Origin of the sequence: Lapillicoccus sp. (genome assembly GCF_036559105.1) — a bacterium.
In the GTDB taxonomy this organism is placed as follows: Bacteria; Actinomycetota; Actinomycetes; order Actinomycetales; family Dermatophilaceae; genus Lapillicoccus.
This window is the reverse complement of the sequence record NZ_DATBTV010000013.1, coordinates 1-11,603: the sequence shown is the minus strand read 5'-3', so window position 1 is coordinate 11,603 and position 11,603 is coordinate 1. Positions and strand designations below refer to the sequence as shown.

11 protein-coding genes and 1 tRNA gene are annotated in these 11,603 nt (G+C 71.4%); 5 read left to right on the top strand and 7 right to left on the bottom strand.

Annotated elements, in window-relative coordinates:
• The 3 genes from VIG79_RS01190 to VIG79_RS01180 form a co-directional block, all read right to left on the bottom strand.
• Nucleotides 1-180: LacI family DNA-binding transcriptional regulator (locus VIG79_RS01190; protein ID WP_331881077.1), on the bottom strand; the 180-nt coding region annotated here is incomplete at its 3' end.
• A 132-nt stretch (nt 181-312) separates the two neighbouring features.
• Nucleotides 313-389 (bottom strand) — tRNA-Met (locus VIG79_RS01185).
• 106 nt (nt 390-495) lie between these two features.
• The gene (locus VIG79_RS01180) at nt 496-3,540 is read right to left on the bottom strand and encodes a UPF0182 family protein (RefSeq protein WP_331881075.1); all 3,045 of its coding nucleotides are present in this window, start codon (nt 3,538-3,540) and stop codon (nt 496-498) included.
• A gap of 182 nt (nt 3,541-3,722) precedes the next feature.
• Between VIG79_RS01180 and VIG79_RS01175 the strand changes: the two genes are divergently transcribed.
• Nucleotides 3,723-4,268, top strand: a complete 546-nt coding sequence (locus VIG79_RS01175) for a PPA1309 family protein (RefSeq protein WP_414672558.1) — start codon at nt 3,723-3,725, stop codon at nt 4,266-4,268.
• Between the two features lie 34 nt (nt 4,269-4,302).
• On the opposite strand, the gene VIG79_RS01170 is transcribed toward VIG79_RS01175, so the two are convergent.
• The 3 genes from VIG79_RS01170 to VIG79_RS01160 form a co-directional block, all read right to left on the bottom strand.
• A complete protein-coding gene (locus VIG79_RS01170; RefSeq protein ID WP_331881071.1) occupies nt 4,303-5,424 on the bottom strand; it encodes a YlbL family protein in 1,122 nt (373 codons plus the stop codon).
• Nucleotides 5,421-5,861 carry a molybdenum cofactor biosynthesis protein MoaE gene (locus VIG79_RS01165; RefSeq protein ID WP_331881068.1) on the bottom strand — a complete coding sequence of 147 codons (441 nt, stop codon included), beginning with the start codon at nt 5,859-5,861 and terminating at the stop codon, nt 5,421-5,423. Before VIG79_RS01165 ends, VIG79_RS01170 begins: the two co-directional genes overlap by 4 nt.
• Before the next feature lie 76 nt (nt 5,862-5,937).
• Complete coding sequence (locus tag VIG79_RS01160; protein WP_331881065.1) at nt 5,938-7,008, bottom strand: NAD-dependent epimerase/dehydratase family protein; 1,071 nt, start codon at nt 7,006-7,008, stop codon at nt 5,938-5,940.
• 110 nt (nt 7,009-7,118) lie between these two features.
• Between VIG79_RS01160 and VIG79_RS01155 the strand changes: the two genes are divergently transcribed.
• Both VIG79_RS01155 and VIG79_RS01150 read left to right on the top strand, forming a co-directional pair.
• Nucleotides 7,119-8,948, top strand: coding sequence for a zinc-dependent metalloprotease (locus tag VIG79_RS01155; RefSeq protein WP_331881063.1), 1,830 nt, complete (start codon nt 7,119-7,121; stop codon nt 8,946-8,948).
• Between the two features lie 87 nt (nt 8,949-9,035).
• Nucleotides 9,036-9,512 carry an NUDIX hydrolase gene (locus VIG79_RS01150; protein WP_331881061.1) on the top strand — a complete coding sequence of 159 codons (477 nt, stop codon included), beginning with the start codon at nt 9,036-9,038 and terminating at the stop codon, nt 9,510-9,512.
• Nucleotides 9,513-9,518: 6 nt separating this feature from the next.
• Here VIG79_RS01150 and VIG79_RS01145 read toward each other — a convergent pair whose 3' ends face one another.
• The gene (locus tag VIG79_RS01145; RefSeq protein WP_331881058.1) at nt 9,519-10,175 is read right to left on the bottom strand and encodes a M48 family metallopeptidase; all 657 of its coding nucleotides are present in this window, start codon (nt 10,173-10,175) and stop codon (nt 9,519-9,521) included.
• 220 nt (nt 10,176-10,395) lie between these two features.
• On the opposite strand from VIG79_RS01145, the gene VIG79_RS01140 reads away from it, so the two are divergent.
• Nucleotides 10,396-10,560, top strand: a complete 165-nt coding sequence (locus VIG79_RS01140) for a DUF5679 domain-containing protein (protein WP_331881056.1) — start codon at nt 10,396-10,398, stop codon at nt 10,558-10,560.
• Nucleotides 10,561-10,760: 200 nt separating this feature from the next.
• Nucleotides 10,761-11,504 carry a hypothetical protein gene (locus VIG79_RS01135; RefSeq protein ID WP_331881054.1) on the top strand — a complete coding sequence of 248 codons (744 nt, stop codon included), beginning with the start codon at nt 10,761-10,763 and terminating at the stop codon, nt 11,502-11,504.
• The last annotated feature ends 99 nt before the right edge of the window (nt 11,505-11,603 follow it).

Sequence of the window (11,603 nt, the reverse complement as noted above, 5' to 3'; positions counted from 1 at the left end):
GCGCTGCCCGACCAGCCCGTGGAGCACCTCGGAGCGGTAGCCGACGTCGCGCGCCGCGGCGAAGACGCGCTCAGCGGTACGCGAGTTGACCCGGCCGGGACGCGAGAACGCCCGGGAGACCGTCGAGGGAGCCACGCCGGCTGCCTTCGCGACGTCGTAGATCGACGGGCCGCGTTGCATCTTCTGCACGCTAGGTGCGTTTGGCAACCTCTGGCAACAGTGCTGGGGCCTCGGTTCGGTTAAGGCTCCCGGCGGGCGCCTGCTCGCGGTACGCCAGAGGGCCCGGACGAGATCGTCCGGGCCCTCGGTGCGTGGTAGCGGGGGCAGGATTTGAACCTGCGACCTCCGGGTTATGAGCCCGGCGAGCTACCGAGCTGCTCCACCCCGCGTCGGTATGCCCCTAGTCTACGGACACCGTCGGGGGGATCCAAATCGGTGGCGGTTCGCGGTGGTCGGCGCCGGAGCTCAGCGCGGTCCAGAGCACGAACCCAAGGGTCAGCCGGTCGGGGTCGCGGTGGGCGTGGCCGTCGCGGTGGCGCTCGGCGTCGCACCGGGCGTCAGCGTCACGCTGCCCGACGGTGCCGCCGCGGCCGCCGCAGCGATCGCCGCCTTGAGCCGCGTCTGCGCCTCGCCGTACTTGGCGAAGTCGCCGGCCTTGAGAGCCGCGTCGGCGTCGTTGACCGCCTGCTGGGCGTCGGCCAGCGCCTTGGTGAGGGCAGGGTTGTCCGCTGTCTGGCCGCTACCCGTCGCCGGTGGTGTCGTCGGCGTGCCGGTCGTGGGCGTGTTGTCTCCGGACTTCGCTCCCGAGTTGCCGCCGAAGAGGGCGTCGAGCGCACCGTCCAGGGTCGAGGACCACGCCAGCTTGTCGCCGAACGCCGTGATGATGGCGCGGTTCAGCGGATAGGCCGACTGCGTGTTGGCCTGGACGTAGATCGGCTCCACGTAGAGCAGACCGCCGCCCACCGGCAGGGTCAGCAGGTTGCCCAGCACGACGCTGGACCCCTGTTGTTTCTGGATGTTGAGGAACTGGGACAGGCCGAGGCCACCCTCAGGGGGTTGGACGCTCGACGACGAGATGTCGTTCTGTACCTGGCCGGGACCTCTGACGTTGCTGTCCTTGGGCAGCTCGAGCAGCCGCAGCTGGCCGTACCCTGCCCGTCGCTGCCCCGCGGTCGTCCCGGCGTTGGAGTCCACCGCGAGGAAGCCGGAGAGCACCTCACGCGTACCGAACGGCATGAACGTCGTGGTCAACGAGAACTGCGGCTCGTCCTGCCCGGGCATCGCGATCGACAGGTAGTAGGGCGGCTGGTCGACCTGGATGCGCTGGTCCTTGGTGGGGTCGGACGGCACCTTCCAGAGGTCGTTGCTGCCGTAGAAGGTGCCCGGGTCGGTGACGTGGTAACGGGCGAGGATCTCGCGCTGCACCTTGAACAGGTCCTCGGGGTAGCGCAGGTGGGCCATCAGGCCGGCACTGATGTCCGACATCGGCTGGACCGTGCCCGGGAATGCGCCCATCCACGCCTTGAGCATCGGGTCGGACTCGTCCCAGGCATACAGGTGCACGGTGCCGTCGAAGGCGTCGACCGTGGCCTTGACCGAGTTGCGGATGTAGTTGACCTGGCCGGCGGCGACCGCCTGCACCGAGGTGCGCGTCGTGGTGATCGAGTCGGAGGTCGCCTGGTCGATCGAGGTGAGGTGTGAGTTGGGGTAGTCGGCCGTCGTCGTGTAGCCGTCGACGATCCACTGCACCCGGCCGTCGACGACCGCGGGGTAGGCGTTGCCGTCGAGGGTGAGCCACGGAGCCACGCGCTGGACCCGGTCACGGGGGGTGCGATGGTCGAGCAGCCGCGAGTCGGAGTTGACCGCGTCGGACAGCAGGAAGTTCATCTCCCGGTACTTGATGGCGTACGCCACCTTGACCCCGAGGTTCCCGATCGGGACGCCGCCCTGACCGGCATACGTCGTGTTGGCCTGCCCGGCCGGCGAGCTGTCAGGGAAGTCGAACTCACGCGGCGAGGAGCCAGCGGTCGCCCCGACGATGGAGTAGTCCGGCGACTGCTCGCCGAAGTAGATCCGCGGCTCGAACTCGCCGAGCGTGCCGGTCGACGGGATGTTCTGCTCGAAGAAGACCGGCTTGCCATCGGCGTCCTTGCGGTTGCCGTAGGCGGCGACGACGCCGTAGCCGTGGGTGTAGACGGTGTGGTCGTTCAGCCAGTTGCGTTGACCGTCGGGCACACCGTCGAGATCCAGCTCGCGCACCGCGATGACGGTGTCGCGCGTCAGCCCGTCGACGGTGTAGCGGTCGACGTCGAGGGTGTCGGGGAACTGGTAGTAGCTCTTGCCCGCCTGCAGCTGCTTGTAGGTGGCCGCGACGACGTTGGGGTCGAGGATGCGGATGCCCGGCACCGTCGTCGTGTCGTTGCGTAGCTGGCCCTGCGTAGCCGTCGTGGCGGCGTTGTAGAGCTTGGTGTCGACGTTGGAGAGCCCGAACGCGTCTCGGGTGGCGTTGATGTTGTTCTGGATGTACGGCGCCTCGAACGACTTCTCGCTGGGCTTGACGCGCAGGGACTGGATCAGCGCCGGGAAGATCCCGCCCACCACGACCGACACGACGAGCAGCAGGACGACACCGACGATCGGCAGCCGCCAGGACTTGGTCCAGATGACCGAGAGGAACATCAGCGCGCACATGATCGACGCGATGGCGAGGATCGCCTTGGTCGGCAGCACCGCGTTGGCGTCGGTGTACTGGATGCCGGTCATCAGGTCGGTCGACTTGGTGGTGAGCGAGTAGCGCTCGAGCCAGTAGCTGGCCGCCCGGACCAGGACGATCGCCGCGAGGAGGATCGACAGGTGCAGGCGGGCGGCCGACGTGGTGTGGCGGGCACGGGCCTGGAACTGCAGGCCGCCGAAGATGTAGTGGGTGAACGCGGCCACGACGACGCCAATGATGAGCGCCATGCTGAGGAAGGCGACGACGAAGGTCAGCCACGGGAGGGTGAAGACGTAGAAGCCGACGTCCATGCCGAACTGCGGGTCGGTCTTGCCGAACGGCTGCGCGTTGCGCCAGAGCAGGAACGTATCCCACTGCCCCGCGGCGCCGAGGCCGGAGAGCAGGCCGATGATGAGCGGGATCCCGATCATGGCGATCCGCCGCAGTGGCTCGACGGCGGCGCGGTAGCGCTCCAGGGCGTCCTGACTCGTCGAGGTCGGGGCGTAGATCGGGCGGGTGCGGTAGGCGATGTAGAGGCTGGAGCCGACGATCGCGGCGGTGAAGAGCCCGCCGACGACGCCGAGCAGGACCTTGGCGCCCAGCTCGGTGAGGAAGACGCGGCGGAAGTTGACCGAGTCGAACCAGAGCACCTCGGTCCAGAACTGCGCGATCAGCGACGCGGCGATGCCGACGACGACGAGGATCAGCAGCGTCGTGACCAGGGGGCTGCGCCGGCGATCCCGCGTCGCGGTTCGCTGTCCTCCCCCGGATCCGTTGCCCCGGCCAGCGGCCTCAGGGTCCTCACCGAACCAGTCGCGTTCACTCACCAGTCGAGCCCGATCTGTCTGCAGTCGTCAAGCATGCCTACCCGCAGCACGCTGACCGGGGTACGGCCAGCATACGTATCACCCAACGAGCGGCCCGCGCCCCGGTTCCCCTTCCACAGCGTCTGGTTGCCTAATCGTTGCCGCGTTCACAGGAAGCGGTGACGAGCGGGACTGGTGCGAGGATGCCGCGGGTGACTTCTCCCCGCCGTCCGGTGCTGGACCCGCTGTCGATCGTCGCGCTCGACACGGAGCGTCACGTGGCCGGAGCGGGATGGGACCAGCCGCCTCGTCTGTTCGCCCTGGTCCGCACGGCGACGCTCGTGCAACGGGAGCCGCAGCTGCTCACCCGACTGTCGATCGCCGACCAGGCGCCGGATGCGCTGACCGCGATCGAGCAGGAGGGGCTGCACCAGTCCTCGAGCCTCGAGTCGATCCTCGGCCGGATCGCCTGGCCCCCGGACGTGGACGGCTGCGCGTTCGTCGTCGAGCGGGTGGTCGTCCCGCCGGACGCCGAGCGGGACCTCCCGTCCGACTCCGATGCCGCCGTCGAGGCGCTGGCCCGGCACCCGGACCGTCAGGACGTCCGGCTGCTTGCCGCGGTGCTGCGAGACGGCACCTCGGTATGCCTCATCCGGCAGCGGGCGCACGACGCCGACGACGCGGTGGCGACCGGAACCGACCTGGCGCCCGGCCTGGTGGCGGCTCTGCAGGCGACCTTCGACGACTGAGCGGCTGGCGCCGCATACCGGTTCGGTAGGCGGGTCAGCAGACCGGGAGGCCCTTCGGGTCGCCGGCCGCGATCTTCTCGACCGCGGCGCGGGCGTCGTCGAAGGTCGCGATCCTGATCGCCTGGAGGCCGTCCGGCACCGCGCCGCGGACCTCGGTGCAGTTGTCGGCGGGCGCGAGGAAGTAGGTCGCCCCGCCCTGCTGGGCCCCGACCAGCTTCTGGCGGATGCCGCCGATCGGGCCGACCTTGCCGGAGCTGTCGATGGTGCCGGTACCTGCGATGTTCTGGCCGCCGGTGAGCGCGCCGTTGGTGACCTTGTCGTAGATCCCGAGCGAGAACATCAGCCCGGCCGACGGGCCGCCGACGTTGCCCGCGTCGATCTTGACCGAGAACGGGAACTGGAAGTCGACCTTGAGGACCACGCCGAGCACCGTCCGGCCGCCGGCCGCGCCGGTCTTGGCCTTGAGCGCGACCTGGGTCCCGCCGCGCTCCACGACCACGTCGATGGTGCTGCCCGGCGTGGCCTTCTGGATGGCCTGACGGGCGACGTCGGCGCTGGTCACCTCGGTACCGCCGATGGAGACGAAGACGTCGCCGGGCTGGAACGTCGTGCCCGACGGAGCGTCGGGCGAGACCGCCGCGACGCTCACCTTCTCGGTTACCGGGATGCCGGCCGCCCGCAGCGCGACCGCGGTGGCCTCCTGCTGGGAGTCGACCATCTCGGCCTGGTTCTCCTGCTGCACCTGCTCCGCGGTCTGCTGCGGCGGGAAGATCACGTCGACCGGGTAGACGTCCTGGTGCGGGTCGATCCACGCGCCGATGACGGCCCAGACGTTGACGGGGTACCCGGGGCCACCGTTGATCCGGACCGTCGTGAAGTCGAGCGATCCGGTCGTGGGGTAGCTCTCGTGGCCGCTGATCACGATGAGATCGCTGGTCGTGCCGTCGCTGTGGGTGGTCGTACCGAGGACGTTGGAGATCGGGCCGGGGCTCATCACCGCGTAGGGCACGTGGATCAACGTGCCGAGGGCGCCGAGGAGGAGGCCGAGGAAGACGACCACGAGGGCCGTCGCGGGTCCACGGGGCACCCTCATCGGGTCCTCGGCCGGTGGCGGCTGGTCGAGGACGCTCGGCGGGGTCGACCCGGTCCAGCTCACGGCAGCCCCACCCACTCGTCGGAACCATCGGTGAACGTCTGGTGCTTCCAGATCGGCACCGTGGACTTGAACTCGTCGATCAGGGCGTGACACACCTCGAACGCCTCTCGGCGGTGCTCGGCGCTGACCGCGGCAACGACAGCGATGTCGCCGATGGTGAGGTGCCCCGTCCGGTGGACGACGCCCAGCCGGACGACCCGACCCTCGGCCGCGAAGCGCGCGGCCAGGTCGTGCGCGACCTGGTCGGCCGTGGGATGACTGGAGTAGTCCAGGACCTCGACCGGCTCCCCATGGTCGCGTTCCCGGACGTACCCGATGAACGTCACGACGGCCCCGGCGCTGGGATGCCGGACCGCCTCGACGACCTCGTCGACCGACAGCGGGGTGTCGCGGATCTCGGCCAGGACCACACCTGGCACCACCGCTCCAGTGGTCATCCGGTTCCCGCTTCCATCTCTTCCCCAACTGCCGTGTCGTCCACCACTGCCGTGTTGTCCTGTGTCCGTCTGCTGCTCAGTGACGCCGGGCCCGGCGCAGCAGCGCGGCGGTCGCCCCGAGGGCCACGGCGGCGCTGGCCGCTCCGAACGCGGCGTCCCGCCGGTCGACCCTGCGGCCGGCCACGGCGTGCCGCCCTCCGATCGCGTCGAGGAGCACACCGAGGCAGGTCCCATTGTCGTATGCCGGGTGCCACCCTCGCGCACGGAGGGTAGCCGACCCGACCACCCAGGGATGGGCCACATAGGCGAGCTCGCTGGCCGGAACCGGCAGGACCCCGACCCGGTGGAGCTGGGTGGCGAGGTTCGTCGCCGTCGTCTCGCTCACCTCGATACGCCTCATCGCGGTGAGCGACTCGACCTCGGTGAGGGTCAGCGACCCCTCGCTCCCGACGGTCACGGCGCCGGCCGGAACCACGTCACCGGTCACCGCGCACAGCACGCCCGACGCGAGGTCGTCGACGTGGCACAGCTGCCAAGCGGGCGACCCGGTCTTGATCGAGAGCAGCCGCGGAGCCTCGAAGTACCTGGTCAGCGCGGTGTCGATGCCGGCACCGACAAGAGCAGCCGGGCGGACCAGCGTGAAGCGGACGTCCGGATGGTGCTCCCGGCTCTCCTCGACCAGGGCCTCGACCGCGAGGAGGTCGCCCACGAACCCGTCGTCGATCACCGCCCGAACGGGCGCGTCGTCCGGCAGCGGCACCTCGTTGTCGGGGAGGGCGCCGAAGACCTCGGCCGACGTCACCACCAGCACATGGCCGACCCCCGCCGCCGACGCGGCGAGCGTCAGCGCCCGGCCGGTGCGCAGCAGCGCCGCACGACGGTCGGCGGACCGGTGGACCAGCGCCTGGGCGAGGTCGGTGCACGTCGCGACCCACACCAGGACGTCGACCCCGGCGAGCTCGGTCGACACCCCCGGCCCGTCGGTGTCGACCACCCGCCAGCGGGTGCCCTCGACGACTCCGCGGACCGGCGCGAGCACGCGTACCTCCGCGACTCCGTCCTCCTGGCCGCGAGCGGCCGCGAGCAGCCGGGCGATCCGCAGGGCCGGTACCCCGACGACGTCGCCCGGTCCGGCGACGGCCACCACGGGCGTACGCGACCCCGGCGGTTCGCCCTGGGAGGAACGGACGCGGGAACTCAGCGGGTACTCCTCGTGGTTGTCTAGTGGTACATCCTCCCAGAGCAACAGGAGTCACCATGGCCGAGCGACCCGATCGCGACGAGGCCGCCGAGCCCGAGCGTGACGAGACCCCGAGCTCGGACGCGTGGAGCGACGCCGTCGACCAGCCACAGGACGGTCCCCATGACGGTCCCCATGACGGTCCCCATGACGGTCCCCAGGACAGCCCCACCGGGCCGGCCGACCCGTTCGAGGGCACGCCGAGCCAGCCGCGGATGGGCTTCTCGGGCACCTCGTCCGGTGGCTCGCAGCCGCCGGCCCGCCGGGACCCGTGGGACAGCGACGATGACGACGACGACGGGAACTTCGGCGATCTCGGCGCAATGTTCCAGCAGCTGCTCGGCGGCGGCACGCAGGGTATGCCCGACCTCGGTGAGCTGGTCCGTCAGCTCGGGGGTGCGGGTGGCCGGGGTGGTCAGCTTCCCGACCTCGACGCACTGATGCGCCAGCTGGGCGGTGACCGCGGCATGGCCGGGGCCGGCGAGGCGATCCAGAACCTGTGGAAGCAGATGGGCATCGACCCCACCGACTCGGGCGTCATGTCGATGATGCAGAACCAGATGAAGCAGATGTTCGGCGCTCAGACCCCCGAGGCCCGGATGGAGATGTCGACCGACGTCGCCCGCAAGACGGTGGCGTCCGAGACCGACCCCACGGTGACCGCTGCGCAGCAGCGCGAGGTCGACGACGCGGTCCGCGTGGCGAACCTGTGGATCGACCCGGTCACCACGGTGCCCGCCGCGAACGGCAAGGGCCTGGCCTGGAGCCGCGCGGAGTGGGTCGAGGCGACCATGCCGACCTGGCACCGCCTCGTCGAGCCCGTCTCCGAGGGCGTCACGGTCGCCATGACCAACGCCATGGACGAGCAGTTCGAGCGGCTGAAGTCCGAGGGCCTCAGCGGTCTCGGCGAGGGCGCCGGCCTGCCAGAGGGTTTCCCGCAGATCCCCGGTCTCGAGGGGCTGGACCTGAGCGGCCTGATCGGCCAGCTGCAGCCGGCGCTGCGCCAGATGGCCGGGAGCATGTTCTCGGCGCAGCTGGGCACCGGCGTCGGGGCACTCGCCGCCGACCTGCTCAGCGCCACCGAGGTCGGACTGCCACTGCTCGACAGCGAAGACGTGGCTCTGCTGCCCGCCAACGTCGCCGCCTTCACCGAGGGCCTCGGTGTCGACCCGGGTGAGGTGCGCCTCTACCTCGCCGTCCGCGAGGCCGCCCGGGCCCGGCTGTTCGCCCAGGTGCCGTGGCTCGGCCCGCAGCTCGAGGCCGCGGTCCGCGACTACGCCCGGAACATCACCATCGACACCGACGCGATCGAGGAGCAGGTCCGCAACATGGACCTGCAGAACCCGGCGCAGATCCAGGAGTCGCTGCGCGACAAGCTGTTCTCACCGACGCCGACCGCGGCGCAACGGATCGCGCTCGGCCGGCTCGAGACGTCCCTCGCCCTCGTCGAGGGCTGGGTCGACCTGGTGACGGAGCAGGCCACGTCCGGGCACCTCCCCAACGCGGACGCGCTCGGCGAGGCCCTGCGCCGGCGTCGGGTCAGCGGTCCCGCCCAGAAGACGTTCAGCGGCCTGGTCGGGCTCGAGCTGCGGCCGCGCCGCCTCAAGGACGCCAAGAACCTCTGGGCGGCCCTGGAGAACGCCGGGGGGGCCGAGTTCCGCGACGCCCCCTGGGAGCACCCCGACATCGCGCCGACCGGAGCCGACCTCGACGACCCGTTGGGCTACGTGGAGAAGCGCCGCGAAGCCGGCGGCAGCGACGACGTGGACTCCGCCCTCGACGCGCTGCTGCGGGACGACGGCGAAGGCGGCGACGGCGCGGGGTCCGGCCCGACGCGAGAGGCCTGAACCGTCTCAGGGACGACCACCAGCCCGCTGCACGCGGACGCGAACCGCGTCCTGCACGCATACCGGCCGGCCGACCGGCAGCAGGAGGTGCTGCGCCTGGAGTACCTCACCTTCCTCGCCGACCACGCGGACGGTGTCTGGAAGGCGGGGCCGCCCGAACACCTCACGGCCAGCTGTCTCGTGCTCGACGAGCAGCTGGGCCGCGTCCTGCTGACGCACCATCGGCGCGCGCGGATGTGGTTCCAGCTCGGCGGCCACCTCGAGACGGTAGACCGGTCCGTGCGGGCGGCCGCGGAACGCGAGGCGACCGAGGAGTCCGGGATCGATGGGCTTCGAGTCACCCCGGTACCGGTGCACCTCGACCGCCACGTGCTCGTCGGCGACTTCGGGCGGTGTCGCGAGCACCTCGACATCCGGTATGCGGCGATCGCGCCGCCGGGTGCCGAGCCTCGGGTCAGCGGAGAGTCGCTCGACGTGCGCTGGTGGTCGCTGGACGCGCTGCCGGAGGGCCATGTCGACGAGCTCGACGGCCTCGTCGCGGCCGCTCTTCGCGTCCTGCGCTGACGCCAGTCAGAACAGGGTTGTCGGCTCCGACACCACCGCGACCGGCTCCCAGTCGACCTCGTTCTCGTCGTCCGGCCACGCCGCGCCGAGCCCGGCGGCCGACGCCACTGCCTCGAGGTAGCCGCGAGCGCGCTCCACCCGCGGGTAGGTCGCCAGTAGCCGCCAGAACTCGCGGTCGTGGGCCGGGCGCAGCAGGTGGGCGAGCTCGTGCAGCAGCACGTAGTCCAGGACATAGCCCGGCATCCCCTTGAGCCGCTCCGAGATGCGGATCGTGCCGTCCGCGGGCGTGCACGACCCCCACCGGCTCATCTGGTTGCCCACCCAACGCACCGAGGTGGGACGCGCGGCGTCGGCAAGGTAGCGAGCGGAGAGCGCGCGAGCCCGCGCCGAGAGCTCCGCGTCGTCGGGACGGCGCCTCCGGTCCCCGGCGGCGAGCCGGCCGAGCATGGTGTCCACCCAGTGCCGCTCCTCGGCCTTGGTGAACCGGGCGGGGATGAGGACGATCGTCCGACCGCCCTCGCGGTAGGCGCTGACGGTGCGGCGCCGCCGGCCGCTGCGGCGGACCTCGACCGCGGGCGGACCGTCGGCGACCGCGCCTGGCGGGACGTCGGCGGGAGCGCCCGGCGCCGGTCCCGTCTCCTTCCCGGATCGCGGCACGGCCATGAACCGAGCGTATGCCGAAACCTCCCGTTTGGAGCGCTGGATCGGGACCGCGCCGAGTGCCGATCCAGAACGTCCAGAGAGCGCTCTCCCGGACGCGTGAACGGCGCGCCGCAAGCGTGGCCCCGTGCTCAGGATTCGTTGGTTTGTGCTCAGGTGGCGCTAGGGTGAACGTGGTCCAGCACCACCACCTGTGGCGCGGCAGACAAGGAGACAAACCCCTATGACGAGCAACGAGACCTACGCAGGCGAGTTCTACTGCGTCAAGTGCAAGGAGAAGCGCGAGGCGGAGGGCAAGGTCGTCGTCAGCGAGAACGGCCGGCGCATGGCCAAGGCCGTGTGCCCCGTGTGCGGCACGAACCTCAACCGGATCCTCGGCAAGGCCTGACACTCCCGGACGCGGCCGGGGGTCGCGTCCGACAGCATCACGTCCGGAAGGGGCGGGACCATCGGGGTCCCGCCCCTTCAGCGTGCCTGTGGACGACGACCCGCTCGCGCGAGGCGGCTGTGCGAGATTTCCGAGGCGGACTCCCCCCGACTCCAGTCCCTGCGACCACTCCCTGCGACCGTTCAGGAGGCCTCGCCCCGATGGCCGCGCTTCCCCGCCTCGCCCCCGCCTTCGGGCCGGCGTCCGGTCCTGACCTGACCGGCGCCGTCACGTCGACGGCCGCGGCAGGCGTGTCCGGGCGGTTCGTCGTCGTCGACGGGGCGGGTCCGCTGTCGTTGTCGGTGGCCACGCTGCTGCGTGCGGCCGGCGTCGGCCTGGTGCGGGCCGGCGCCTGGGCCGCGGACACCTTGGACGCCGAACTGCGGGTGGGTGGGTCAACCGGACCCGACCTCCTCGTCCTCCTGGCCGCCCGCTCCGTCGACCCCCGGGGGGCCGAGCCGTGGCGACGCCGCGGCGTACCGCTGCTGCCGGTCGTGGTCGACGCCGCCCGCGTGGTCGTCGGGCCATGGGTCGCCGGCGACCCGGCGCAGCCGTGTCTGGTCTGCCTCCACCTCACGCGCACCGGCCACGACCTCGTGGGGTCCGCTGCCGCACCCCCTAGGCCGGCCACGGCCACCGTCGACGAGCCGCTGGTCAGCATGGGTGCCGGCCTGGCGGCGATGGTCGCCGTGGCCGGTCTCGGTGGTGCCGCGATCCCCGTGGGGGTGTCGGTCGAGGTCGGTGGGCCGTGGCCGCGGGTGGAGCACCGCCGATGGGACCGGCATACCGAGTGCCCTCATCACGAGGAGCACGAACCAGGGGTCGTCCGGCCGCCTCCGGGAGGCGCCTGGCGTACCGGACAATCGCCTCGCCGGCCTCCAGCGCCTGGTGCTCGGAGCCGGTGAGCAGGTGCGGGACCATTCCACGACCGCGACCGCCCAGCACCCCGATCGCGACGGTCAGCCAACCGCGGACCTGGTCCGGGAACAGCCGCTCCCGCCGAG

Coding starts and splice junctions, on each gene's coding strand:
- VIG79_RS01175 (WP_414672558.1), top strand. CDS start 3,723: ATGCCGCGGGTGACTTCTCCCCGCCGTCCGGTGCTGGACCCGCTGTCG.
- VIG79_RS01165 (WP_331881068.1), bottom strand. CDS start 5,861: ATGACCACTGGAGCGGTGGTGCCAGGTGTGGTCCTGGCCGAGATCCGC.
- VIG79_RS01155 (WP_331881063.1), top strand. CDS start 7,119: ATGGCCGAGCGACCCGATCGCGACGAGGCCGCCGAGCCCGAGCGTGAC.
- VIG79_RS01145 (WP_331881058.1), bottom strand. CDS start 10,175: ATGGCCGTGCCGCGATCCGGGAAGGAGACGGGACCGGCGCCGGGCGCT.
- VIG79_RS01140 (WP_331881056.1), top strand. CDS start 10,396: ATGACGAGCAACGAGACCTACGCAGGCGAGTTCTACTGCGTCAAGTGC.
- VIG79_RS01135 (WP_331881054.1), top strand. CDS start 10,761: ATGGCCGCGCTTCCCCGCCTCGCCCCCGCCTTCGGGCCGGCGTCCGGT.